General features: G+C 67.9%; 21 protein-coding genes and 1 pseudogene. 7 read left to right on the top strand and 15 right to left on the bottom strand.

Annotation, left to right across the window (positions count from 1 at the left end; translation table 11 throughout):
* Positions 1-21 precede the first annotated feature (21 nt).
* From Talka_RS04145 to Talka_RS12085, 9 genes and pseudogenes are all read right to left on the bottom strand, one after another.
* Complete coding sequence (locus Talka_RS04145) at positions 22-1,041, bottom strand: NADP-dependent oxidoreductase (protein WP_143889855.1); 1,020 nt, start codon at positions 1,039-1,041, stop codon at positions 22-24.
* A gap of 55 nt (positions 1,042-1,096) precedes the next feature.
* Complete coding sequence (locus tag Talka_RS04140) at positions 1,097-1,936, bottom strand: SDR family oxidoreductase (RefSeq protein ID WP_143889854.1); 840 nt, start codon at positions 1,934-1,936, stop codon at positions 1,097-1,099.
* 1 nt (position 1,937) lies between these two features.
* A complete protein-coding gene (locus Talka_RS04135) occupies positions 1,938-3,113 on the bottom strand; it encodes an acetyl-CoA C-acyltransferase (RefSeq protein WP_143889853.1) in 1,176 nt (391 codons plus the stop codon).
* Positions 3,114-3,162: 49 nt separating this feature from the next.
* Complete coding sequence (locus Talka_RS04130; protein ID WP_143889852.1) at positions 3,163-5,280, bottom strand: 3-hydroxyacyl-CoA dehydrogenase NAD-binding domain-containing protein; 2,118 nt, start codon at positions 5,278-5,280, stop codon at positions 3,163-3,165.
* Positions 5,281-5,413: 133 nt separating this feature from the next.
* Positions 5,414-6,112 carry an ABC transporter ATP-binding protein gene (locus Talka_RS04125; RefSeq protein WP_143889851.1) on the bottom strand — a complete coding sequence of 233 codons (699 nt, stop codon included), beginning with the start codon at positions 6,110-6,112 and terminating at the stop codon, positions 5,414-5,416.
* 22 nt (positions 6,113-6,134) lie between these two features.
* Positions 6,135-6,944 carry an ABC transporter ATP-binding protein gene (locus Talka_RS04120; RefSeq protein ID WP_143889850.1) on the bottom strand — a complete coding sequence of 270 codons (810 nt, stop codon included), beginning with the start codon at positions 6,942-6,944 and terminating at the stop codon, positions 6,135-6,137.
* Positions 6,941-8,251 (bottom strand): branched-chain amino acid ABC transporter permease, encoded by a 1,311-nt coding sequence (locus tag Talka_RS04115; RefSeq protein ID WP_143889849.1) that lies wholly within the window; start codon positions 8,249-8,251, stop codon positions 6,941-6,943. The genes Talka_RS04120 and Talka_RS04115 overlap by 4 nt, the downstream gene beginning before the upstream one ends.
* A gap of 25 nt (positions 8,252-8,276) precedes the next feature.
* Positions 8,277-9,293, bottom strand: coding sequence for a branched-chain amino acid ABC transporter permease (locus tag Talka_RS04110; RefSeq protein ID WP_143889848.1), 1,017 nt, complete (start codon positions 9,291-9,293; stop codon positions 8,277-8,279).
* A gap of 172 nt (positions 9,294-9,465) precedes the next feature.
* Positions 9,466-10,135, bottom strand: a pseudogene (locus Talka_RS12085) (transposase); the annotation flags it as partial.
* A 297-nt stretch (positions 10,136-10,432) separates the two neighbouring features.
* On the opposite strand from Talka_RS12085, the gene msrB reads away from it, so the two are divergent.
* From msrB to Talka_RS04075, 4 genes are read left to right on the top strand one after another with little or no spacing between them, the layout of a single operon-like run.
* A complete protein-coding gene (gene msrB / locus Talka_RS04090) occupies positions 10,433-10,864 on the top strand; it encodes a peptide-methionine (R)-S-oxide reductase MsrB (protein WP_143889844.1) in 432 nt (143 codons plus the stop codon).
* Positions 10,865-10,906: 42 nt separating this feature from the next.
* Positions 10,907-11,440: a septation protein A gene (locus Talka_RS04085; RefSeq protein WP_143889843.1), complete on the top strand. Its 534-nt coding sequence runs from the start codon at positions 10,907-10,909 to the stop codon at positions 11,438-11,440.
* The gene (locus Talka_RS04080) at positions 11,437-11,742 is read left to right on the top strand and encodes a BolA family protein (RefSeq protein WP_143889842.1); all 306 of its coding nucleotides are present in this window, start codon (positions 11,437-11,439) and stop codon (positions 11,740-11,742) included. Before Talka_RS04085 ends, Talka_RS04080 begins: the two co-directional genes overlap by 4 nt.
* A gap of 59 nt (positions 11,743-11,801) precedes the next feature.
* Positions 11,802-12,572, top strand: coding sequence for a peptidylprolyl isomerase (locus Talka_RS04075; protein WP_143889841.1), 771 nt, complete (start codon positions 11,802-11,804; stop codon positions 12,570-12,572).
* Positions 12,573-12,661: 89 nt separating this feature from the next.
* Here the strand turns inward: Talka_RS04075 and Talka_RS04070 are convergent, their stop codons facing one another.
* Positions 12,662-13,618 carry a lysylphosphatidylglycerol synthase transmembrane domain-containing protein gene (locus tag Talka_RS04070; protein WP_143889840.1) on the bottom strand — a complete coding sequence of 319 codons (957 nt, stop codon included), beginning with the start codon at positions 13,616-13,618 and terminating at the stop codon, positions 12,662-12,664.
* Entirely contained in the window at positions 13,615-14,577 is a 963-nt protein-coding gene (locus tag Talka_RS04065; RefSeq protein WP_143889839.1) for a glycosyltransferase family 2 protein, read from the bottom strand. The genes Talka_RS04070 and Talka_RS04065 overlap by 4 nt, the downstream gene beginning before the upstream one ends.
* A gap of 216 nt (positions 14,578-14,793) precedes the next feature.
* Here Talka_RS04065 and Talka_RS04060 point away from each other — a divergent pair, with 216 nt between their 5' ends.
* From Talka_RS04060 to Talka_RS04050, 3 genes are read left to right on the top strand one after another with little or no spacing between them, the layout of a single operon-like run.
* The gene (locus Talka_RS04060; protein ID WP_143889838.1) at positions 14,794-16,026 is read left to right on the top strand and encodes a nucleotide sugar dehydrogenase; all 1,233 of its coding nucleotides are present in this window, start codon (positions 14,794-14,796) and stop codon (positions 16,024-16,026) included.
* Entirely contained in the window at positions 16,023-17,633 is a 1,611-nt protein-coding gene (locus Talka_RS04055) for an AAA family ATPase (RefSeq protein ID WP_143889837.1), read from the top strand. Before Talka_RS04060 ends, Talka_RS04055 begins: the two co-directional genes overlap by 4 nt.
* 4 nt (positions 17,634-17,637) lie before the next feature.
* Positions 17,638-18,675, top strand: coding sequence for an NAD-dependent epimerase/dehydratase family protein (locus Talka_RS04050; protein ID WP_246100566.1), 1,038 nt, complete (start codon positions 17,638-17,640; stop codon positions 18,673-18,675).
* Positions 18,676-18,763: 88 nt separating this feature from the next.
* Here Talka_RS04050 and clpB read toward each other — a convergent pair whose 3' ends face one another.
* The 4 genes from clpB to Talka_RS04030 form a co-directional block, all read right to left on the bottom strand.
* Positions 18,764-21,367 (bottom strand): ATP-dependent chaperone ClpB, encoded by a 2,604-nt coding sequence (clpB, locus tag Talka_RS04045; RefSeq protein ID WP_143889836.1) that lies wholly within the window; start codon positions 21,365-21,367, stop codon positions 18,764-18,766.
* Positions 21,368-21,480: 113 nt separating this feature from the next.
* Positions 21,481-21,963, bottom strand: a complete 483-nt coding sequence (gene moaE, locus Talka_RS04040; RefSeq protein WP_143889835.1) for a molybdopterin synthase catalytic subunit MoaE — start codon at positions 21,961-21,963, stop codon at positions 21,481-21,483.
* Between the two features lie 4 nt (positions 21,964-21,967).
* On the bottom strand, positions 21,968-22,219 hold the full coding sequence (moaD, locus tag Talka_RS04035) for a molybdopterin converting factor subunit 1 (protein ID WP_143889834.1): 252 nt from the start codon (positions 22,217-22,219) through the stop codon (positions 21,968-21,970).
* Between the two features lie 25 nt (positions 22,220-22,244).
* Positions 22,245-23,579, bottom strand: a complete 1,335-nt coding sequence (locus Talka_RS04030; RefSeq protein WP_246100565.1) for a molybdopterin molybdotransferase MoeA — start codon at positions 23,577-23,579, stop codon at positions 22,245-22,247.
* Between the last annotated feature and the right edge of the window lie 14 nt (positions 23,580-23,593).

Genomic DNA, 23,593 nt, shown 5'->3' with positions numbered 1-23,593 from the left:
GAAAACCGAGCAGCTCCGATCTCAATCGACCAGCTTGACCAGCTGCTTGCCGAAATTGCGGCCTTTGAGCAGGCCGAGAAACGCCTGCGGCGCTGCCGCCAGCCCCTGCGCGACCGTCTCGCGCGGGCGAAAGCGCCCGCTGGCCACCAGCTCGCCGAGTTCAGCCAGCGCCTGCGGCCAGACCTCCATGTGCTCGCTGACGATGAAGCCCTCGATGCGCATGCGGTTGATGAGGATCAGCGACGGGTTGAGCATCGGCAGCGGCTGGCCGTCGTAGCCGGCGATCATGCCGCACAGCGCCACGCGCGCAAACGCATGGGCGCGCAGCATCACCGCATCCAGCACGGCGCCGCCGACGTTTTCGAAATGGCCGTCGATGCCGTCCGGGCAGGCCGCCTTCAGCGCCGCGGCCAGGCTGCGCAGGTCGGGGTGCTGGCGGTAATCGACGCAGTCGTCGAAGCCGAGCTCATCGCGCACGTAGGCGCATTTCTCGGGGCCACCGGCGATGCCCACCACGCGGCAGCCGCGCTGCTTGGCCAGCACGCCCACCGCGCTGCCGACCGCCCCGGCCGCCGCACTGACCGTGATCGTCTGGCCCGCCTTCGGCTCCAGGATCTTGACCAGGCCATACCAGGCCGTGACCCCCGGCATGCCGACCGCCCCGAGGTAGTGGCTCGGCGGGATGCGCGTGACGTCCACTTTGCGCAGCGCGCCGGGCTGGTGGGCGTCGACCACGCTGTAGAGCTGCCAGCCGCCCATGCCGACGACCCAGTCGCCGGGGGCGTAGCGGGGGTGGCGGCTGGCCTCCACCTGGCCGACGGTGCCGCCGATCATCACTTCGTTCAGCGGCTGCGGCGCGGCGTAGCTCTTGCCCTCGTTCATGCGCCCGCGCATGTAAGGGTCCAGGCTCAGGTAATGGTGGCGCACCAGCACCTGGCCGTCGCGCAGCGGGGGCGTCTCGGTCTCGACGAGGCGGAAGTTGTCCAGCGTCGCCTCGCCCTGCGGGCGGCTGACGAGCAGGATCTGCTGGTTGCGGGGCATGGTCGGACTCCTCGGGCGTGGATCGTGGAAGCGGGCGGGGGCCACTGCCGCGGGGTCAGGCGCCAATGACGGCGCTGACGCCGCCGTCGATCGCCAGCCACTGGCCCGTGATGTGCTTGCCGGCGTCGGAGGCGAACAGCAGCGCCGCGCCCTTCAGGTCTTCGTCGTCGCCGAGGCGGTTCAGCGGCGCGGCGGCGGCCAGCCGCGGCTCGCCCATGGCCTGCAGCGTGCCGCACGTCATCTTGCTCGGGAAGAAGCCCGGGCACAGCGCGTTGACGCGGATGCCGTAGCGCCCCCACTCCGCCGCCAGCGCGCGCGTGAAGTTGATCACCGCGCCCTTGGAGGTGTTGTAGGCCAGCGTGCGCATGTCCGGCGGGTTGCCGCCCAGCCCGGCGATCGAGGCGACGTTGAGGATGCTGCCGCGGCGGCGCGGGATCATGCTGTGGCGACCCACCAGCTGGCTCAGGATGAAGTAGCCGCGCACGTTGAGGTTCATCACCTTGTCCCACGCCTCCAGCGGATGCTCCTCCGCCGGCGCGCCCCATGCTGCCCCGGCGTTGTTGACCAGGATGTCGATGTCGCCCAGCCGCTGCAACGTCTCCTGAACCAAGCGCTGCAAATCATTTTCGCGCGCGCAGTCGGCGGCGCACCAGCGCGCGTCGATCCCCTGCGCCTGCAGCGCGGCCACCGCCTCTTCCAGCTCTTCGGCCTTGCGCGCAGCCAGCATCAGTTTGGCGCCAGCCTCGCCAAGCGCCTGCGCGATCTGTAAACCCAGCCCGCGCGAGCCGCCGGTGACCAGCGCCACGCGCCCGGTCAGGTCAAACAACGCTTGCACGGTGCGGGCACAGTCCGACTGTGCCACCGTGTTGGGCGGGGCCGCAGACGGCGCAACCATCTCACAACACCTCGAACACGCCGGCCGCCCCCATGCCGCCGCCGATGCACATCGTGACGCAGACGCGCTTGGCGCCGCGGCGCTTGCCCTCGATCAGCGCGTGGCCCGTGAGCCGCTGACCGGACATGCCGTAGGGGTGGCCGATCGCGATCGCGCCGCCGTTGACGTTGAGCCGTTCCGACGGGATGCCGAGGCGGTCGCGGCAGTAGATCACCTGCACCGCGAACGCCTCGTTGAGCTCCCACAGGTCGATGTCGTCCACCGTCAGCCCCAGGCGCTGGAGGACCTTCGGCACCGCAAACACCGGGCCGATGCCCATCTCGTCCGGCTCGCAACCCGCCACCGCAAAGCCCAGGAAGCGCCCCAGCGGCTGCAGCCCCTTGCGTTCGGCCACCTTCTCGTCCATCACGACGCAGGCGCCGGCGCCGTCGGAGAACTGGCTGGCGTTGCCGGCGGCGATCGTGCCGCCGGGGATCGCGGGCTTGATGGCGGCAATCGCCTGCACCGTCGTGCCCTCGCGCAGGCCCTCGTCGCGGCTGACCGTGACCTCCTTCGTCACCAGGCCGCGCACCTTGTCCACGACGCCGGCGGTAACGGTGATCGGCACGATCTCGTCGTCGAACTTGCCCGCGGCGGCGGCGGCGCACGCCTTCTGCTGACTGGCGGCGCCGTATTCGTCCATCTGCTCGCGCGTGATGCCGTAGCGCTTGGCCACCTGCTCGGCGGTCTGCAGCATGGTCCAGTAGATCTCGGGCTTGCGCTGCAGCAGCGCCGGATCGGTGAACATGTGCTTGTTCATCTCGTTCTGCACGCACGAGATGCTCTCGACCCCGCCGGCCACGTAGATCTCGCCTTCGCCGCTCATGATGCGCTGCGCGGCCAGCGCGATCGTCTGCAGGCCAGAGGCGCAGAAGCGGTTGACGGTGATGCCGCTGACGCTGACCGGGCAGCCGGCCGCCAGCGCGATCTGGCGCGCGATGTTCCAGCCGGTGGCGCCCTCGGGGTTGGCGCAGCCCATGATCACATCCTCGACCTCGGCCGGCTCGAGCCGAGCGCGCTCGATGGCGGCGCGCACCACGTGGCCGCCCAGCGTGGCCCCGTGGGTCATGTTGAAGGCGCCCTTCCAGCTCTTGGCCAGCGGCGTGCGGGCGGTGGAGACGATGACGGCGTTGCTCATGATGGTGGATCCCTTGGCGGAAATGCGGAAACGGATCGGACGGCTGGCGTCAGACCGAGGCGAAGCCCCGGCCTTCGGTCACCAGCCGCTGGATCAGCGGTGCCGGCTGCCAGAACTGCGCGTCGTCGTTCGGGTTGCGCGCGAAGCGCTTCATCGCCTGCATCACGTTGAACAGGCCGAACTGCTCGGCGTAGTGCATCGGCCCGCCGCGCCAGGCCGGAAAGCCGTAGCCGGTCAGGTACACCATGTCGATGTCGCTGGCGCGCGCGGCGATGCCCTCTTCCAGGATGCGCGCGCCCTCGTTGACCAGCGCAAACACCAGCCGCTGCACGATCTCCTCGTCACTAACCGGGCGCGGGGTGAGGCCGCGCTCGCGGCGGACGTCCTCCATCAGCTGCTGCACCACGGGGCTGGGGATGGGGTCGCGCTGGCCTGGCTGGTAGTCGTACCAGCCGGCGCCGGTCTTCTGGCCAAAGCGGCCCAGCTCGCACAGCCGGTCGGCGATCGGCGAGTAGCGCAAGTGGGGCTTTTCGACGTAGCGGCGCTTGCGGATAGCCCAGCCCACGTCGTTGCCGGCCAGGTCGCTCATGCGAAACGGCCCCATCGCGAAGCCGAACGCCTCGATCGCGCGGTCCACCTGCTGCGGCGTGCAGCCCTCCTCCAGCAGGAAGCCGGCCTGGCGGCTGTACTGCTCGATCATGCGGTTGCCGATGAAGCCGTCGCACACGCCGCTGACGACGCAGGTCTTCTTGATGCTCTTGCCCAGCGCCAAGACGGTGGCCAGCACGTCCCTGGCGGTGGCCGCGCCGCGCACCACCTCCAGCAGCTTCATGACGTGCGCGGGGCTGAAGAAGTGCGTGCCGATGACGTCCTGCGGCCGCCGGGTAAAGGCGGCGATTTGGTTGACGTCCAGCGTCGAGGTGTTGGTGGCCAGGATCGCACCCGGCTTCATCACCGCGTCGAGCCGCTCGAACACCTGGCGCTTGACCTCCAGATCCTCGAACACCGCTTCGATGACGAGGTCGGCGTCGCGGATGTCGTCATACGACAGCGTGGTGCGCAGCAGGCTCAGGCGCTGCTGCATCTGCTCGGGCTTGAGCTTGCCCTTGGCCACCTGACCTTCGTAGATGGCGCGGATGGCGGCCACGCCGCGCTCCAGCGCCTCCTGTTTCGCCTCCAGGATCGTGACCGGCAGGCCGATGTTGAGGAAGTTGATCGTGATGCCGCTGCCCATCGTGCCGGCGCCGATCACCGCCACCGCACGGATGTCGCGCAGCGGGGTGTCCGGCGGCACGTCGGCGATCTTGCCGGCGGCGCGCTCGGCCATAAAGACGTGCCGCAGCGCCACGCTCACCGGGTCCGTCATCAGGTTCAGGAAGGTCTGCCGCTCCAGCGCCAGACCCTCGTCGAACGGCTTGGTGGCGGCGGCCTGCACGGCGTCGATGCACTTGAGCGGGGCCGGGTAGTGCCTGGCCTGCGCGCTCACCATGTTGCGCGCGAACTGGAAGTAGGCCTCCCCCTGCGGATGGCGGCACGGCAGGTCGCGCACGCGCGGCAGCGGCGCGCCGGAGGCGTGGCGCTCGGCAGCCTCGCGCGCCAGCGCCAGCGCCTCCTCCAGCAGCGTGTCGGCGCTGGCGGCGATGCGGTCGAACAGCCGCTGCCCCGGCACCTGCGCCAGCAACTCGGCCGCCACCGGCTCGCCGCTGACGATCATGTTCAGCGCCGGCTCTACCCCCAGCGCGCGCGGCAGCCGCTGCGTGCCGCCGGCGCCCGGGATCAGGCCGAGCTTGACCTCCGGCAGCGCCACCTTGCTGCCCGGCGCGGCGATGCGGTGGTGCGCGCCCAGCGCCAGCTCCAGCCCGCCGCCCATGCAGACGCCGTGCACCGCGGCCACCACCGGCTTGCGCAGGTGTTCCACCATTCGGATCAGGCTCAGCAGGTTTGGATCCTGGTAGGCGCGCGGCGAGCCGAACTCCTTGATGTCGGCGCCGCCGGAGAACACCTTGCCAGCGCCCGTCAGCACGATGGCGCGCACGGCCGGATCGTCCTGCGCGCGGTCCAGCCCCTGCGCGATGGCCTGCCGGGTGCTCAGCCCCAGCCCGTTGACGGGCGGATTGTCCAGCGTGATGACGGCCACGTCGCCGTGGATCTGGTAGTGAGCGGTCATGGACGGTCTCCTCGATCGGATGCCGGAAAGCGAAGCGAAAAAATCGAACGGTCGTTCGGCTCGCGTGGATTCTAGAAAGGCGCCGCGCCGGCGGCCAGCGGCGGCTGTCGCGCAGTTGTCTGGCCGGCGGCCCTCAGCCGACCTCCAGCCACTCGCGCCGCACAGACGGGTTGGCCTTGAGCTCGGCCGGCGTGCCGTCGAACACGATGCGGCCATGGCCCATGACCAGCACGCGGTCGGCGATGTCCAGCGCGATCGTCAACTTCTGCTCGATCAGCAGCACCGAGATGCCGCGACCCTTCAGCGCGCGCAGGCAGGCCGCCACCTGCTCGACGATCTTCGGCGCCAGGCCCTCGGTCGGCTCGTCGATGAGGATGAGGTCCGGGTCGCCCATCAGCGAGCGGCACAGCGTCAGCATCTGCTGCTCGCCGCCCGACAGCACGCCGGCCTCGGTGCGCTGGCGCTCCTTCAGACGCGGAAACAGCGCATACATGTCGTCGTAGCTCCAGCGCGCACCGCGGCCGCGGCCCTTGATGCCCAGCGTCAGGTTCTGGTGCACCGTCAGCGTCGGAAAGATGTCGCGGCTCTCCGGCACGTAGCCGATGCCGCGCCGCGCCACCTCAAACGGCTTAAGGCCGGTGAGGCGCTCGCCGCGGTAGCGGATGTCGCCCTCCGCATCCACCAGCCCCATGATCGCCTTGGCGGTGGTGGAGCGCCCCGAGCCGTTGCGCCCGAGCAGCGCGACGATCTCGCCTTGGCCGACCTGAAAGCGCACGCCGTGCAGCACGTGGCTCTTGCCGTAGAAGGCGTGCAGGTTGTCGATCTCCAGCATGGCTTGCGTCCTCGCGCGCATATTAGGGATCAGACTCGGCGGCCTGCTGCTCGGCCAGCACCGAGCCGAGGTAGGCTTCTTGCACGCGGGGATTGGCCCTGACGGCCTGAGGGGTGTCGAACGCGATGACCTCACCGTAGGCCAACACCGCGATGCGATCCGCCAAGCTGAAGACGACCCCCATGTCGTGCTCCACCATCAGCAGCGTCTTGCCCTCGGTGACCTCGCGGATGAGCTCGACGAAGCGGCGCGTCTCGCTCTGGCTCATGCCGGCGGTGGGCTCATCCAACAGGATCACATTCGCCCCGCCGGCGATGGCAAGGCCGATCTCCAGCGCGCGCTGCTCGGCGTAGGTGAGGTGCATGGCCAACATATTGCGCTTCTGGCGCAGCCCGATGCGCTCCAGCAGCTGCTCGGCGCGGTCGTTGGCGTCGTCCAGGTCAGCCAGGAACTTCAGGAACGTGTAGCGGTAGCCCAGGCTCCACAGCACCCCGCAGCGCAGGTTCTCAAACGCGCTGAGCTTGGGAAAGAGGTTGGTGATCTGAAAGCTGCGGCCCAGACCTAGGCGGTGGATCTCAAACGGCTTTTTGCCATCGATGCGCCGTCCGTTGAGCAGGATTTCGCCGCTGCTGGGCGCCGAGCGCCCGCTGATGAGGTCAAACAACGTGGACTTGCCCGCGCCGTTGGGGCCGATGATGGCCACCCGCTCGCCGCGGCGCACCGCCAGGCTCACGCCGCGGATGATCTCGGTCTTGCCGAAGCGCTTGACCACGTTGCGCAGCTCCAGCGCCGGCACGCCGGCCCCGTCCGCGCGGCGATCCGGTTGCGTCATGCCGCCCGCTCCCGCCGCTGGGTTTCCTTCTCGATGTCGAGCTGAATCTCGTTCCAGTGCGCGCGCAAGCGCCGCCGCGCCAGCTCAAACAGCGCCGCCCCGGTCGCCAGCACCCACGCCGCGCCGATCCAATGCTGAGCCGAGCGCGGATCCAGCAGCAGACCGAAAACCTCCACATGCGGCCCCAACGCGGCTTCATGTTGCAAGTGGTAGAGCATTTCGATCATCGCACTGGCGCCTGCCAGCGCCGCCAACCCTGTGCCGCCGAGGGCCAGATAGCCACCCCACAGCTCACGCCACCGGCCATGCGCGGCCACACGCAAATTAGCCATGATGACGCTGGCCAGCCCCCCGGGCGCATGCATCATCATGAACACAAAAATCAGCCCAAGATAAAGCATCCAGGCCTGGGTCAGCTCGGATAAAAAAACCAACGCCAACACCATCAGCACACCGCCCAGGATTGGCCCAAAGAAAAACGTCGATCCACCTAAGACGGTAAACAGCAGATAAGCGCCCGAGCGCAGCGATCCCAGCACTTCAGGAGTGACGATCTCAAACAAAATCGCCGCCAGGCCGCCGGAAACACCCGCAAAAAACCCGGCCACCATCATCGCCCAATAACGCACCGCTCGCACGTCGTAGCCGATAAATTCGACGCGCTCGGGATTGTCTCGCACGGCGTTGAGGATACGGCCCAATGGCGTGCGGGTCAAGGCGAACATCGCCGCCACGCCGACATAGGTGTACACCGCTATCAGATAATACACCTGCACGCTCGGCCCCCAAGTAATGCCGAAAAACGGCTCGCCGACCACGCGGTTGGCGCTGATGCCAGCTTCGCCGCCAAACCAATCCGGAAACATCAGCGCCAGCGCAAAAACGAGCTCGCCGAAGCCTAAGGTGATCATGGCAAAGGCGGTGCCCGCCTTGCGCGTCATCACCCACCCGAACAAGGCGGCAACAAGCAACCCCGCCAAGCCCCCCACCAAAGGAATCAACGACACCGGAATCATCACGCCGCCGTCAGCCGCCCTGAGCAAAGCGTGGATCGCCGCATACGAACCCAGCCCGGTGTAAACCGCGTGCCCAAAACTCAGCATGCCGCCTTGGCCAAACAAAAAGTTGTAAGACAAACAAGCCAAGATCGCAATGCCCATTTGCGACAGCATGCTGATGCCGAAATGACTGTCCAGCACCTGCGGGGCCAGCAGCAACACCAGCGCAAACAGCCACCACGCCCACCCTTGTCCGAAACGTTCAAAACGAAAGCGCTCAAAACGACATGGATCGCGCGTCAGACCCATGCGGGATCCTTTCTGCAGCATTGGCTTAATGCTCGCGCGTGCCGAGCAACCCCTTGGGCCGCAAGATCAAAATCAACACCAGCAGCGCATACGGCAGCACGGGCGCCACCTGCGACAGCGTCAAGCGCAACACGCCTTGGTCGCGCAGAGGCGGCGACAGCGGCGCGCCCAAACTCGCAAGCAACGAGCCCATCGATTGATCCACCGCCACCGCCCACGTCTGGATCATGCCGATCAGCAATGACGCAACCAACGCGCCGGGCAGCGAGCCAAGCCCCCCGATCACCACCACCGCAAACAGCAGCGGGCCGAGCGTGGCGGCCATTGCCGGCTCGGTCACGAAGGCGCTGCCGCCAATCACGCCAGCCATCCCCGCCAGCGCGCAGCCGGCGCCGAACACCAGCATGAACACGCGCGGCACGTTGTGCCCAAGCGCCTCCACCATCTGCGGGTGCGTCAGCGCCGCCTGAATGACCAAGCCCACCCGGGTGCGCTTGACCAGCAGCCCTAGCGCCGCCAGCATGCCCACCGACACCCCCATCATGAAAGCGCGCATGGCCGGAAACGGCGTGCAGGTGGCCTGCGCACACACCTCAGATGGGGCGCGCCCCCACACCAACCCAAGCGTGTCGTTGGCGTGATGAACCAATGTAAAGGCCGGCCCCTGCAGAACAGGGGGCGGCTGAAACGGCACCGCCGTGCGCCCCCAGATCAACTGCACCAGCTCCACCATCACATACGACAGCCCAAAGGTCACCAGCAACTCGGGCACGTGGCCAAACGAATGCACTTTGCGCAGGCAAAAGCGCTCAAACAATGCGCCGGCCACACCCACCGCTAACGGCGCCGCCACCAGCGCACCCCAAAATCCCAGCACGGGCGTCAGGGCGTAACCCAAGTAGGCCCCCAACATATAAAAACTGGCGTGCGCAAAATTGAGCACGCCCATCAATGAAAAGATCAGCGTCAGCCCCGAGCTCAGCATGAACAACAGCAAGCCGTAGCTCAGTCCGTTGAGCAGGGTAACGATGGCAAACTCCATCAAAATTCACCTGTCGAAAGCCAGTCCAAGATCAGCTCGGCGCCTGTCACGACGAAGCGAACAAGCGGCGCCCGCCCAATGGGTACAGGTAACGCTCGGTGCGCACCGTGTCACGCGGGACTGTCTGCAATTTTGGGGGCGGGGCGGTTTTCTGAAACGGTCTTCGTGCGGCTCAGCGCGGTGCGAGGATGAAGCGGTCGCCGCACGGTATCACAAACTCGTTCATCGCCAACTTCCGCTCCCTGCTCGAGCGCCTCCACTCGGCGGTGATGATGTGCAGAGCCAGCCAGATCGGCTTGGTCGCAGCCTTGTCGCATGGGAAATACCCGCGCCGCGCTTGCACGCTCTCGATGGCGTTGGCGTTGTTAAGAATGCGCCGCATCTCAGTCGCGAAGCCAAAAAACGGAATTACCCAGCTCCAGGCCCGCTGCCAGGCCGCAACGACGTCGGCAAGCGCTGGCCCCACGGGCCTTGCTCGAAGGCGTCCCACTCGGTGATGGCCGCCGGCACGCTTGCTGCAGTGCCAATCGGCTTGATCGCCGCCGCCAGCGCCTTGCACTCCTTCCAGCTGGCAAAGTCGGGGCTGTTGCGAATCAGGTGCACGAGGCTGTCTGCAGCGTTGTTGTGGCCGGATACACCGCTTTCAGCGCCTCCGGCAGGCCCTTAAGCCCCTCGGCAACGCCGATCAGGATGTCCTGCATGCCGTGCGTTTTCAGGTCGTTGAAAACCTTCATCCAGAACTTGGCGCCCTCGGTGTGGTCGATCCACAGCCCGACAATACCGCGGGTACCGTCCGGCAGCGCGCCCAAGACGGCCTTCTTCAATTTCCGGAGCACGACCGCAACGCCGGCGGCGTCCGTCGGGCCAGGGATCAGAGCTTGTTCAGCAGCTCGTCGGAAAAGATGGCGTGCAGCTTGGCGGCACCGAGGGTTCTCTTGGCTTGAAATGGGGGCTCCTGGATGTCGTCATGGCAGGTTCTCAACTCAAACCACAATCCTGACACGCTCGGGCGGCCCGAAACCAACGCCATAAGCGGTCACGTAACCCCACCGAGCGCGCTGGCTTTAAGCCGTCGGGCTCTAGGGACGGTTCGGCGACCCACAATTCGGGGTGTTTGTGGAGTTCTACCCATCAAAACCATGACCGAACCCGCCCGCTTCCCGCTGCGGCCTGACGACCAAGCTTGGCAGCAACGCCTGCAAGCGCTGGCCGCGCAAGGGCAGGCTGAACCGCTGGCATGGCAGGTGACCCGCCACGCGGCCACCGAGCGCCCTTTTAGCGGTCGATACGCGTCGTGGTGGCAGCCCGGGCGCTACCGCTGCATCGTCTGCGGCACCCACCTGTTCGACAGCGAAACCAAATTCGACGCCGGCTGCGGCTGGCCGAGCTTCTGGCGCGCGCGCCCTGATGCCATCGTCGAGCGACTCGATCGCAGCCACGGCATGCTGCGCACCGAAACGCTGTGCGCGGGCTGCGGGGCACACCTGGGCCACGTGTTCGACGACGGCCCGCCGCCGACCGGTTTGCGCTACTGCATCAATTCCGCGGCGTTGCGCTGGGAGGCGGCTTGAGCCGCAAACGCCCCGCGCCAGCTTTGAGGATAATGCGGCGCCATGCGATGGCTGCTTGACTTTGCGCCGCTGGTGGCGTTCTTTGTGGCTTACCGCCTTGATGGCATCTACACCGCCACAGCGGTGCTGATGGGGGCGACCGCCATACAAATGGGCGTGGTTTACGCCTTGGAACGGCAGCTGCAAACCCTGCAGAAGGTCACGCTGGCGCTGATTTGGGTGTTTGGGGCCTTGACTTTGGCCCTGCACGATGAACGGTTCATCAAATGGAAGCCCACCGTGCTCTACGCCGCATTGGCGCTGGTGCTGGCCGCCGCGCTTTGGGGCTGGCGGCGCAACCTGCTGCACGTGTTGCTCGGCAACCAGCTCAGCTTGCCTGCGGCGGTGTGGCGCCGTTTGACGCTGGCTTGGATCGCCTACTGCCTGTTCATGGCCATCCTCAATGCCGTCATGGCCACTTGGTTTTCCACCGACGCCTGGGTTGATTTTAAGCTTTGGGGCTACATCTTCCCCTTGGCCTTCATCCTGGGTCAAGGTATCTACATCGCTCGTCATCTGAAGGATCACGAGGCATGACACCCGCCCATCCACGCACCACCCCCAGCGCAGCCTCGATCGAAGCGATGCTGAGGGCCGCCTTGGCCCCGCGGCAACTCGAAGTCATCGACGAAAGCGCGGCCCACGCGGGGCACATGGCTGCTTCCCCTAGTGGAGGCGGAACCCATTTTCGCGTGCGCATCGCTGCCGACCGCCTCGATGGCCTGAGCCGATTGGCAGCCCATCGGGTTGTGTATGATGTGCTGCGTCCGGCTTTTGACGCGGGGCTTCATGCGCTTGCGCTGGAGATCGAGCGTCACCCTTCCTCATCAATGGCCTGAAAGTTCCACTGTAGCCCGCGAACGCCGGAATGGGCCTCCATTTTTCATTTTTTTGACTCATGAAACGAAACTTCACCCTGGCCGCGCTGGCGCTGGCCTTGACCCTGCCCGCCGCGGCCCAAAACCTGGCCATCGTCAACGGCAAGCCGGTGCCGATGGCGCGGCTCAAAGCCCTCGAAGCCCAAGTGGCGCGCTCGGGCCGACCGATTGACGATCAGATCCGCGAACAACTGCGCGAAGAAGCGATCTTGCGCGAAATCTTCATGCAGGAAGCCGAGCGCCGCGGCTTGCGCGCTTCGCCCGAGGTCAAAGCCCAGCTTGAGCTGGCCACCCAGACCGTGCTCATCCGCGAGCTGTTCGCCGACGAGCAGCGCCGCCACCCCGTCACCGAGGCCGAAATGCGCGCCGAATACGACCGCATCGCGCAGTCGATGGGGCAAGAATACCGAGCGCGGCACATCTTGGTCGATTCTGAAGAGGAAGCCCGAGCCATTTTGAGCGAACTGGCCAAGGGGGCTAAGTTCGACGAGCTGGCCCGCCAGCGCTCCAAAGACAAAGGATCGGGAGCCAACGGTGGCGACCTTGACTGGGCCACGCCGGATGTGTTTGTGCCGGAATTTAGCCAAGCCATGGTCAAACTTGGCAAGGGCGAAACGACGCGTGAGCCGGTCAAGAGCCCCTTTGGCTGGCACATTATTCGCTTGGACGACGTGCGCAAGGCGCAACTGCCGGATTTCGAAGCCGTCAAGCCTCAGCTGCAACAACAATTGCAGCAGCAAAAACTCGCCCGCTTCCAGGAGCAGCTGCGGGCTCGAGCCAAGGTGCAGTAAGAGAGGCGCTTGCGGCAGGCGTGGACGTGATCGGCGAGTGCCGCTGGCAAGGTTCCGGGCTCTTGTCGCTGGTCTCCTCGTTGGCCGTGTCAGGATTTGCCCGCAGTCCCGCCGGAGCGCTGGAGGTCGGGCAGCGGCCATAACCCCAGCGGCGCCTGCAGCAATGGGTAAAGTCCAAACAGCACCGACAGCGCCACCGCCTGGGTCGCGGGCACGCCAAGCAGACCCAGCACCGCCACGGCAGCCGCTTCGCGCGTGCCCCATCCCCCCAGTCCCACCGGCAGCGCCGCCGCAATGAAGATCGGCGTAGCCGCCGGCACCAGCCACCACCACGCCAGCGGCACCTCCAGTGCACGTGCGGCGGCCACCAGCGCAGCCACCGTAGCGGCCTGTGCTGCCAGTGATAGCGCCAAGGGCTGCGTCCACAAGCCCACCGGGTCGCGCTGCGCCAGCTCTAGCCAGCCGCGCCACCAAGGTCGCTTTGCCCACGGCACACGCGCCCCCGCGCGCAACAGTGCAAGGGGCCCCAGCGCCAACAACAAGGTGGCCAACGCCAACAACCCCAAGACGGCAGGGTCAGCCAAGGCTTGCAACCTGGGCCAAGCTGCCGATGGCGCGCTCCAGGCCAAGGCCGGCCCCAGCGCCGCGGCGCCCAGCAACACCAGCGCCCACAGTCCGAAAAGCCGATCCAGCACCACGCTGGCGCTGGCGCGCGCCAGCGGCATGCCGGCACGGTGCAGCACCCAGGCACGCCACACGTCGCCACCGACGGTGGCCCCTGGTAGCACGGCGTTGAGCGCCTGACCGCGCAGGTAGGCCACCCAAGCCCAGCTTGCCGTCATGTGGTGACCCAGCCGTTGGGCCAGCGCGCGCCAACGCCACGCGCAGAGCGAATTGGCCAGCAAGGCCAGCGCAAACCCAGCCAGCACCCACAAGGGCTGAGCCTGTCCGAGCGCTTGCAACAGCGGCTGCCAGCCCACCCAGGCCAGCAGCGCCGCCAAGATCCCCAGCGAGGCGGCCAGACGCAGCAAGCGGGCGCGTCTCATGCCTCGCGCCGTGGCGCCGGCAACGCACGCGTGTGGTATTGCGGTCTGGCGGCGCCCTCGTGGTAGATGCGAATCAGCAGCTCGCCCGTCAGCCCCGCCACGATCAGCTGCACCCCCATCAACACCATCATCACCCCGACCATCAGCAGCGGACGCCCGCCGATATCCTGTCCTAGCAGCTTCAGCGCCGCCAAATACGACAAGATCAGGCTGCCCGGAACCAGCAGCCAAAGCCCCAACCCCCCAAAGGCGTGCAGCGGACGCTGCCGATAGCGCAGAAAAAATACGATCAGCACCAGATCCAGGATCACGCGAAAGGTGCGATCGAGGCCGTATTTCGACTGGCCGCGCGTGCGCGGATGGTGGCGCACTGGCACCTCGACGATGCGCGCGCCCGCTTCCTTGGCCAGGGAGGGGATGAAGCGGTGCAACTCACCATAAAGGTGGATGCGTTCAATGATCTCGCGCCGATAGGCTTTGAGCGCGCAGCCGTAGTCGTGCAGCTTGACACGCGTAGCCCAGGAAATCAGCCGGTTGGCCAGCATCGACGGCCATTTGCGTGACAGCGCCTTGTCTTGGCGCTGGCGGCGCCAGCCCGAGATCATGTCCACGTCCGGATCCTGCTGCAGCCGCTCGATCAGCGCCGGAATGTCAGCCGGGTCGTTTTGCAAGTCGCCGTCCAGCGTCACAATGTAGCGTCCGCGCGCACGCTCAAAGCCCGCCTGCAACGCCGTGGACTGCCCGTAGTTGCGCGCCAGCGCCACGGGCCGCAGCCACGGGCGTTGAGCCGCCAGCTCAGCCAGCAACGCAGGGCTGCCGTCGGTGGACCCATCATCGACGCAGATCAGCTCAAACGACCAACCGGTCGGCTGCAAAGCCTGTTGCACGCGCGCCACCAGCTCAGCCAAGTTGTCGCGCTCCTGATACACCGGAACCACCACCGACACATCGATCGGCATCGCATCGGAAACGCCAACAGTCCGCCACGAAGCGACAGGATCATGGTTGGGAACGGCGCCGACTGGCACCACAAAGGCAGCGGAGGGTTGCATGGTTCAAAGGATCATCACGCTGGGGATCGATGCGGTCAAGCGAGCGTCGAGTATGACATCGGCGCATGACCGACGCAGGGCCGACTTTATACTGCCACGCACCTGCGTCTGTTCGACTCGCCCATGACCTACGCCCCTGCCCCAGTCTCCCCACGACGCATCACCGTCGCCGGCGCCGGCTACGTCGGCCTGGCTAACGCGCTGCTGCTGGCGCAGCACCACCCCGTGACGGTGCTGGACATCGACCCGCGGCGCGTGGCGGCGCTGCAGGCGCGCCGCCCCACCGTCCACGACGCGCTGGCTGAGGAGTGGCTGCGCGAGCGCGCCGACCTGCAGCTCACCGCCACCACCGACGCGGCGCAGGCGCTGGCCAGCGCCGACGTCGTCGTCATTGCCACCCCGACCGACTACGACCCGGTCACCAACGCGTTCGACACCTCCAGCGTCGAGGCGGTGGCGGCGCAGGCGCTGGCCGCCCACCCGAGCAGCACGCTGGTCATCAAGTCCACCGTGCCGGTGGGCTTCACGGCGCGGCTGCGCCAGCGCCACGGCACCGACCGCATCGTCTTCTCGCCCGAATTCCTGCGCGAGGGCCGCGCGCTGGAAGACAACCTCGCCCCCAGCCGCATCGTCGTCGGCGACCGCGGCCCGCGCGGTCAGCTCATCGCCGACCTGTTGCGCCAGGGCTGCCGCGCGCCGGAAGCCGTGCCGGTGCTGCTGACCGACCCGACCGAGGCCGAGGCGATCAAGCTGTTCGCCAACACGTATCTGGCCATGCGCGTGGCGTTCTTCAACGAGCTGGACACTTATGCCGCCACGCACGGGCTCGACACCCGCCAGATCATCGACGGCGTGTGCCTGGACCCGCGCATCGGCGCCGGCTACAACAACCCGAGCTTCGGCTACGGCGGCTACTGCCTGCCGAAGGACACCAAACAACTGCTGGCCAACTACCGCGACGTGCCGCAGAACCTGATCGCCGCCATCGTCTCGGCCAACGCCACGCGCAAGGACTTCATCGCCGACGACGTGCTGCGCCGGCTGCAGACGCTGGTCACGCCCGGCGGGCGCGCCCCGGTGGTCGGCATTTACCGACTCGTCATGAAGCAGGGCTCGGACAACTTCCGCGCCTCAGCGATCCAAGGCGTCATGAAGCGCCTCAAGGCCAAGGGCGTGCCGGTGATCGTCTATGAGCCAGCCTACGACGGCGACGACTTCTTCCGCTCGCCGGTGTTGAAAGACCTTGCATCGTTCAAAGCGCAGGCCGACCTGATCCTGGCCAACCGCCGCCACCCGGATTTGGAAGACGTAGCCGAACGTGTTTACACCCGCGATCTTTTCGGAGGGGATGCGTGACTGGCAAGCAATTCAACACCGCTGGCCCGAGCCGAGCGGATTTGCACTACCTGCTTGACCCGCTGGCGCGCATCGACCTGGAGGAGGTGCTGGGGCTGATTGAGGCGCAGCGCTACTTCGTGCTGCACGCCCCACGGCAGACCGGCAAGACCACGGCGCTGCTGGCGTTGATGCAGCACTTGAACGCCCAAGGCCGCCACCGCTGCGCCTACGCCAACATCGAAGGCGCGCAAGCCGCTCGCGGCGATGTGCGAGCCGGCATCAGCGCCGCTTGCCACGCCATCGCTCGGAGCATTGAGGACAGCACCGGCGAGCGCGCACTCTATGAGTGGTATCGCCGTGAAGGCGAGGCCATCGACCCTCGTGACCGGCTCACCGCCCTGCTGCGGCATTGGAGCCAGATGGATGGCAAGCGCCCCGCCGTGCTGCTGCTGGACGAAGTCGATGCCTTGGTCGGCGATACGCTCATTTCCCTTTTGCGCCAGATCCGTGCCGGCTACGCGCAGCGGCCGATGGCGTTTCCGCAGACGGTGGTGCTGTGCGGGGTCAGAGACGTGCGCGACTACCGCATCCACAGCGGCGACGGCGAGATCATCACGGGCGGCAGCGCCTTCAACATCAAGGCCGCCTCGATCCGGCTGGGCAACTTCAGCGAGGAAGAGACCCGCACCCTGTGGCTGCAGCACACCGAAGCCACCGGCCAGCGTTTCGATGAAGCCATCTGGTCGGAACTCTGGGAAGACACCCGCGGCCAGCCGTGGCTGGTCAATGCCCTGGGGCACGAATGCACCTGGCAAGACAAGGAGCTGCGCAAGAACCGCGCGCTGCCGGTGACGCTGGAGCGCTACAAAGCGGCGCGTGAGCGCCTGATCCAGAGCCGCGCCACGCACCTCGATCAGCTCACCGACAAGTTAAGAGAGCCGCGCGTGCACGCCGTCATCAGCCGCCTGCTGGCCGGCGGCGACGAAGCCGTGCATGATCTACCCAGCGACGACCTGCAGTATGTCGAAGACCTGGGGCTGATACGACGCATCCCGTCGGCGGAGATCAGCAACCGCATCTACCGCGAAGTCATCCCGCGCGAACTCACCTTCAGCACCCAATACATGCTGCCGCAGCAGCAGGCCTGGTATGTCCGCCCCCAAGACCGCCGGCTGGACATGGACAAGCTCCTTGCCGCCTTCCAGCAGTTTTTCCGCGAAAACGCCGACGCCTGGATCGAGCGCTTTCAATACAAGGAAGCCGGCCCGCAGCTGCTCTTGCAAGCCTTCCTGCAGAGGATCGTCAACGGAGGCGGGCGCATCAGCCGCGAATACGGCCTGGGGCGTCGCCGCACCGACCTCCTCCTTGAGTGGCCGCTGGATGAAGCGCAGGGCTTTCTCGGGCCGGTGCAGCGCGTCGTCCTTGAACTGAAAATCCTGCACAAGAGCCTGGAGGCCACGATCGAGGAAGGCCTCGCCCAGACCGCCGCCTACGCCGATCAGTGCGGAGCGCAGGAAGCGCATCTGATCGTCTTCGACCGCCGGCCCGGGCGCAGCTGGGAGGAAAAGATCTTCCATCGCACGGAGACCATCGGCGGCCGCGCGATTGGCGTGTGGGGGATGTGAAGCGATGGCCACACCGATGCGCGTCTTCATCACTGGCACCGCCGGCTTCATCGGCTTTCACCTGGCGCGGCAGCTGCTGGAGGAAGGCCATGCGGTGCACGGCTACGATGGTCTCACCGACTACTACGACGTGCGGCTCAAGCAGCGCCGCCACGCGCTGCTGCGCGAACACCCTGGATTTGTCGCCACCGAGGCGATGCTGGAAGACCTGCCGGCGCTTGAGGCCGCCGCGCGCGCCGCGCAGCCCGACGTCATCGTCCACCTGGCCGCGCAGGCCGGCGTGCGCTACAGCCTGGAAAACCCGCGCGCCTACGTGGACGCCAACCTGATCGGCACCTTCCACGTGCTGGAGGTGGCTCGAGCACTCAAGCCGCGCCACCTGCTGATGGCCTCCACCAGCAGCGTCTATGGCGCCAACGACAGCCTGCCGTTCGACGAGCAGCAGAAAACCGACTGGCCGCTGACCTTGTATGCCGCCACCAAGAAGGCCAACGAGGCGATGGCCCACGCCTGGGCGCACCTCCACGGCGTGCCGACGACGATGTTTCGCTTCTTCACCGTCTATGGCCCGTGGGGGCGGCCGGACATGGCCCTCTTCAAGTTCACCCGCGGGATTCTGGAGGGCACGCCGATCGACCTCTACAACCACGGCGAGATGTGGCGCGACTTCACCTACGTCGATGACCTCGTGCACGCGATCCGGCTGCTGATCGACGCCGTGCCGCCCGCACCGGATGCACGCACGCCGCAGCACGGCTGGCAGCCGCTGGAGGGCGACACGCTGAGCCCCGCCGCGCCGTGGCGCGTGGTCAACATCGGCAACTCCGACAAGGTGCGCCTGCTGGATTTCGTGGAGGCGATCGAGGCCGAGGTCGGCCGCCCGGCGCAGCGCCGTTATCTTCCGATGCAGACCGGCGACGTGCCGGCCACCTGGGCCGATTGCACGCTGCTCAAGCGCCTGACCGGCTACGCGCCGCGCACGCCGTTCCGTGAGGGGGTGGCGCGGTTCGTGCGGTGGTACCGGGAGTACCACGGCCTCTGAGCCTCCGCAACGGCGCAAGCCCCCGCCGGCGAACCGGCAGGGGCCTGGGTCAGCCTGCAGGCGGGGCCGTCGCGGCCCCACCGCGCCTTCAGTGCACCGTGTGCCCGAACAGGAACTGCCCCGGCGCGCGCACCGGATCCACGTCCACCGGGATCTCGCTCTTGGGCGGGAAGCGCCCCTCGAGGATCAACTTGGACAGCGGGTTCTCGATGCGCTGCTGGATCGCGCGCTTGAGCGGCCGCGCGCCGAACACCGGGTCGTAGCCGACCTTGGCCAGTTCCTCCAGCGCCGCGTCGGTAAACGTCAGCGTCAGATCCAGCTTGGCCAGCCGCTCCTGCAGCGTGCGCAGCTGGATGCGGGCGATGTTCTTGATGTGCTCGGTCCCCAGCGGATGGAACACCACCGTCTCGTCGATGCGGTTGAGGAATTCGGGGCGGAAGTGCGCCTTGAGCTCCTCCCACACCGCGTCCTTGATGTCCTCCATGTCGTGGCCCTGCTGCGCCAGCTGCTGGATGCGCTGCGAGCCGATGTTGGAGGTCATCACGATGACCGTGTTCTTGAAGTCCACCGTGCGGCCCTGGCCGTCGGTCAGCCGCCCGTCGTCCAGCACCTGCAGCAGCACGTTGAAGACGTCCGGGTGGGCCTTCTCGACCTCGTCGAGCAGCACGACGCTGTAGGGCTTGCGCCGCACCGCCTCGGTCAGATAGCCGCCCTCCTCGTAGCCGACGTAGCCCGGCGGCGCGCCGATCAGGCGGCTGACCGAGTGCTTCTCCATGAACTCGCTCATGTCGATGCGGATCATGTGCTGCTCGCTGTCGAACAGGAAGGCCGCCAGCGCCTTGCACAGCTCGGTCTTGCCGACCCCCGTGGGCCCAAGGAACAGGAAGCTGCCCAGCGGCCGGTTCGGGTCGCTCAGGCCCGCGCGGGCACGGCGGATGGCGTTGGAGACGGCGGCGATGGCCTCGTCCTGGCCGACCACGCGCTCGTGCAGCCGCGCCTCCATCTGCAGCAGCTTGTCGCGCTCACCCTGCATCAGCTTGCTGACCGGGATGCCGGTGGCGCGCGAGACCACCTCGGCGATCTCCTCGGCGCCGACCTGCGTGCGCAGCAGCTTGAAGCCCTTGGCGCCGTCCTTGCCGGCCTCGCGCGCCTGCGCCTCCTGCAGCCGCCGCTCCAGTTCCGGCAGGCGGCCGTACTGTAGCTCGGCAACCTTGTTGAAGTCGCCCTTGCGCTTGAGCTCCTCGATCTGGAAGCGGATGCGGTCGATCTCCTCCTTGATCTGCGCGGAGCCCTGCACCTGCGCCTTCTCGGCCTTCCAGACCTCCTCCAGATCGGCGTACTCGCGCTCCAGCCGCGCGATCTCCTCCTCGATCAGCTCCAGCCGCTTGCGCGAGGCCTCGTCGGTCTCCTTGCGCACCGCCTCGCGCTCGATCTTGAGCTGGATCAGGCGCCGCTCCAGCCGGTCCATCGCCTCGGGCTTGGAGTCGATCTCCATCTTGATGCGCGCGGCGGCCTCGTCGATCAGGTCGATCGCCTTGTCCGGCAGGAAGCGGTCGGTGATGTAGCGGTGCGACAGCTCCGCCGCGGCGACGATGGCCGGGTCGGTGATCTCCACGCCGTGGTGCAGCTCGTACTTCTCCTGCAGGCCGCGCAGGATGGCAATCGTCGCCTCGACGCTGGGCTCATCGACCAGCACCTTCTGGAAGCGCCGCTCCAGCGCCGCGTCCTTCTCGATGTACTTGCGGTATTCGTCCAGCGTCGTGGCGCCGATGCAGTGCAGCTCGCCGCGCGCCAGCGCGGGCTTGAGCATATTGCCGGCGTCCATCGCGCCCTCGGCCTTGCCGGCGCCGACCATGGTGTGGATCTCGTCGATGAAGAGGATGATGCGCCCCTCCTCGGCGGCGATCTCCTTCAGCACGGCCTTGAGGCGCTCCTCGAACTCGCCGCGGTACTTGGCCCCGGCCAGCAGCCCCGCCATGTCCAGCGCCAGCACGCGCTTGTTCTTCAGCGTCTCCGGCACCTCGCCGTTGACGATGCGCTGCGCCAGCCCCTCGACGATGGCGGTCTTGCCCACGCCCGGCTCGCCGATCAGAACGGGGTTGTTCTTGCTGCGTCGCTGCAGGATCTGGATCGTGCGGCGGATCTCGTCGTCGCGGCCGATCACGGGGTCGAGCTTGCCCTGGCGGGCGCGCTCGGTCAGGTCCAGGGTGTACTTCTTCAGCGCCTCGCGCTGGTTCTCGGCTTCGGGGCTCGTCACGGCTTGTCCTCCTCGCACGGCGTCGATGGCGGCCTCCAGCGCCTTGCGGTTCAGGCCCGCGGCGCGCGCGGCATCCGCCAGCATGATCTTGCTGTCGGCCAGCGCCAGCAGAAACAGCTCGCTGGCGATGAACTGGTCGCCGCGCTTGACGGCCTCCTTCTCGGCGGCCTGCAGCAGCGTGACCGTGTCACGGCCGACCTGCACCTGCTCCTGGCCCTGCACCTGCGGCAGGCGCTGCACGGCGTCCTCGGCGGCCTTCTTCAGCTGCGCGACGTTGACGCCGGCGCGCTGCAGCAGCGCCGGCGGGCCGTCCTGCCGCAGCAACGCGGCCAGCACGTGCGCCGGCTCGATGTAGGCGTGGTCCTTGGCCAGCGCCATCGATTGCGCTTCGGCCAGGGCCTCCTGGAACGAGGTGGTGAGTTTGTCGATCCGCATGGAAGGGGCTCCGAAAGGTTAGACTGCCATTCCATGTGGGGCGACTGTGCCGCGCTTTCAAGCCCGGCGTCGTTGACGCGGATCCAACGCGCGCGTGGGGGCAAACGCGCGGTTCAGGCGTTCTTCGCCTCGATGCCCCAGCGCGCCAGCGCCGCATCGTCGCTGACGCGCGCATCGACCCAGCGCGCGCCCTGCGGCGTGTGCTCCTTCTTCCAGAACGGCGCCTGGGTCTTGAGGTAGTCCATCAGGAACTCGCATGCCGCAAACGCCTGGCCGCGGTGCGCCGAGGTCACCGCCACCAGCACGATCGGATCCTGCGGCTGGAGCACCCCGACGCGGTGGATGACGCGCACGCCGCGGATGTCGAAGCGCCGCGCCGCCTCGTCGATCATCGCGTCGATGGCACGCTCGGTCATGCCGGGGTAGTGCTCCAGCTCCAGCGTCGCCACCGCATCGCCGTCGTTGACGTCGCGCACGGTGCCGAGGAACGCGCACACCGCGCCGACGCCGGCATCGCCCGCGCGCAGCGCCGCCACCTCGGCGCCGAGGTCGAACGGTTCGGTCTGGATCGTCACGCTGCGCCGCTGCAGAGTCATGGCCTCACCCTCCGGTGACGGGCGGAAAGAACGCCACCTCGGCGCCGTCGTGCAGCGCGGCGGCGCCGTCGGCCATCGTCTGGTCGAGCGCCATGCGCAGCGGCCGCCCTTCGGCCAGCGCCTCGGCCCAGACGCCGCCGCGCGCGCGCAGCTGCTCGCGCAGCGCCTGCAGCGTCGCCACGTCGGTGTCGAGCTGCTCCTGCGCGGTGCCGAGCTGCTCACGCAGCGCCGCAAAGTATTTCACCGTGACGCGCATCGAATCTCCCCGGCAGGTCTCCCCATCAAGCCAAGAAATCCGCCAGCGGCCAGTACGGCACCAGCTCGCCACGGCGCAGCGTGCGCCCGGCGACGATGTCCGCCAGGCCGTCCGCCCACGCCACCGACGTCAGCACCGAGGAATTCTGGTTCGGAAACACCTCCAGAGCACCGTCGGCGTTGCGGCGCACGCGCACGAACTCGCGCCGCTTGTCCGGCCGCGGCCAGTCGAAGTCCGCGCGCGCCAGCAGCGCCGGCGGCAGCGCCGGCGTCACCGCCGCGCCGGCCAGCCACAGCAGTGCCGGGCGCGCCAGCAGCAGGAAGGTCACGAGGCTGGAGACCGGGTTGCCCGGCAGCCCGAACACGTGGCAGCGCCCCTGCCCGCCGAGCCGCTCGCGATCGATGAAGCCGTGCATGAACGGCTTGCCGGGCTTCATCGAGACCTGCCACAGATCCAGCCCGCCCAGCGCCTGCACCGCGGGCTTGACGTGGTCGGCCTCGCCGACCGACACGCCGCCGGTGGTCAGCAGGGCGTCGTGCGTTAGCGCCGCCTGCGCCAGCGCCCGCTCGGTGGCGGCGCGCTCATCCGGCAGCGCCGGCAGCACCGTGACGTCGAAACCCAACCGGCGCAGCAGCGGCACCAGCGCGTAGCGGCTGCTGTTGTAGATCGCGCCAGGCGGCAGCCGCTCGGGCGGCACCGTGCCGGGCTGCACCAGCTCGTCGCCGGTGGGCGCCAGCGCCACGCGCAGGCGCCGGCGCACCGGCAGCCGCGCCACGCCGAGCGAAGCCGCCACACCCAGATGCGCCGGACGCAGCCGCAGGCCGGCGGCCAGCGCCACCGCACCGCGCGCCACGTCCTCACCGCGGCGCCGCACCCACTGCCCAAGGGCCGGCGCCGACGCGAAGCGCACCCAGCCGTGCGCGCCCAGCGTCGCGTCCGCCCCCGGCGGCGGCTCGCCGGGCTGCGCTTCCTCCTGCATGACGACGGCATCCGCCCCCGTCGGCAGCGGCGCGCCGGTGAAGATGCGCGCCACCGTCCCCGGTTGCAGCGCGGCGCCGAACGCCCCGGCGGCGATGCGCTGCGCCACCGGCAGCGCCCGTCCCTCGGCCACGGCGGCGGCGACGTCGGCCGCGCGCACCGCGTAGCCGTCCATCTGGCTGTTGTCGAAGCCCGGCACGTCCAGCGCCGCGACGACGTCGGCGGCCAGCACGCGCCCGTCGGCCTCCTCCAGCGGCGCTTCCTCCACCGGCAGATCCAGCGGCTGCACCGCCTGCAGCAGGCGCTGCAACGCCTCCTCCACCGTCATCAGCGGCGCGCGCGCGGGAGGCGGCGCGGCGGTCGTGTCGATCGGTGTGCCCATCGCAGCCCTCCCCG

The organism is Tepidimonas alkaliphilus (assembly GCF_007556595.1).
Classification (GTDB): domain Bacteria; phylum Pseudomonadota; class Gammaproteobacteria; order Burkholderiales; family Burkholderiaceae_C; genus Tepidimonas; species Tepidimonas alkaliphila.
This window is presented reverse-complemented; position numbering and strand designations above follow the sequence as displayed.

Excerpts from the sequence above, each read along its gene's own strand:
- Talka_RS04145 (WP_143889855.1), bottom strand. The coding sequence starts at position 1,041 with ATGCCCCGCAACCAGCAGATCCTGCTCGTCAGCCGCCCGCAGGGCGAG.
- Talka_RS04140 (WP_143889854.1), bottom strand. The coding sequence starts at position 1,936 with ATGGTTGCGCCGTCTGCGGCCCCGCCCAACACGGTGGCACAGTCGGAC.
- Talka_RS04135 (WP_143889853.1), bottom strand. The coding sequence starts at position 3,113 with ATGAGCAACGCCGTCATCGTCTCCACCGCCCGCACGCCGCTGGCCAAG.
- Talka_RS04130 (WP_143889852.1), bottom strand. The coding sequence starts at position 5,280 with ATGACCGCTCACTACCAGATCCACGGCGACGTGGCCGTCATCACGCTG.
- Talka_RS04125 (WP_143889851.1), bottom strand. The coding sequence starts at position 6,112 with ATGCTGGAGATCGACAACCTGCACGCCTTCTACGGCAAGAGCCACGTG.
- Talka_RS04120 (WP_143889850.1), bottom strand. The coding sequence starts at position 6,944 with ATGACGCAACCGGATCGCCGCGCGGACGGGGCCGGCGTGCCGGCGCTG.
- Talka_RS04115 (WP_143889849.1), bottom strand. The coding sequence starts at position 8,251 with ATGGGTCTGACGCGCGATCCATGTCGTTTTGAGCGCTTTCGTTTTGAA.
- Talka_RS04110 (WP_143889848.1), bottom strand. The coding sequence starts at position 9,293 with ATGGAGTTTGCCATCGTTACCCTGCTCAACGGACTGAGCTACGGCTTG.
- msrB (WP_143889844.1), top strand. The coding sequence starts at position 10,433 with ATGACCGAACCCGCCCGCTTCCCGCTGCGGCCTGACGACCAAGCTTGG.
- Talka_RS04085 (WP_143889843.1), top strand. The coding sequence starts at position 10,907 with ATGCGATGGCTGCTTGACTTTGCGCCGCTGGTGGCGTTCTTTGTGGCT.
- Talka_RS04080 (WP_143889842.1), top strand. The coding sequence starts at position 11,437 with ATGACACCCGCCCATCCACGCACCACCCCCAGCGCAGCCTCGATCGAA.
- Talka_RS04075 (WP_143889841.1), top strand. The coding sequence starts at position 11,802 with ATGAAACGAAACTTCACCCTGGCCGCGCTGGCGCTGGCCTTGACCCTG.
- Talka_RS04070 (WP_143889840.1), bottom strand. The coding sequence starts at position 13,618 with ATGAGACGCGCCCGCTTGCTGCGTCTGGCCGCCTCGCTGGGGATCTTG.
- Talka_RS04065 (WP_143889839.1), bottom strand. The coding sequence starts at position 14,577 with ATGCCGATCGATGTGTCGGTGGTGGTTCCGGTGTATCAGGAGCGCGAC.
- Talka_RS04060 (WP_143889838.1), top strand. The coding sequence starts at position 14,794 with ATGACCTACGCCCCTGCCCCAGTCTCCCCACGACGCATCACCGTCGCC.
- Talka_RS04050 (WP_246100566.1), top strand. The coding sequence starts at position 17,638 with ATGGCCACACCGATGCGCGTCTTCATCACTGGCACCGCCGGCTTCATC.
- clpB (WP_143889836.1), bottom strand. The coding sequence starts at position 21,367 with ATGCGGATCGACAAACTCACCACCTCGTTCCAGGAGGCCCTGGCCGAA.
- moaE (WP_143889835.1), bottom strand. The coding sequence starts at position 21,963 with ATGACTCTGCAGCGGCGCAGCGTGACGATCCAGACCGAACCGTTCGAC.
- moaD (WP_143889834.1), bottom strand. The coding sequence starts at position 22,219 with ATGCGCGTCACGGTGAAATACTTTGCGGCGCTGCGTGAGCAGCTCGGC.
- Talka_RS04030 (WP_246100565.1), bottom strand. The coding sequence starts at position 23,579 with ATGGGCACACCGATCGACACGACCGCCGCGCCGCCTCCCGCGCGCGCG.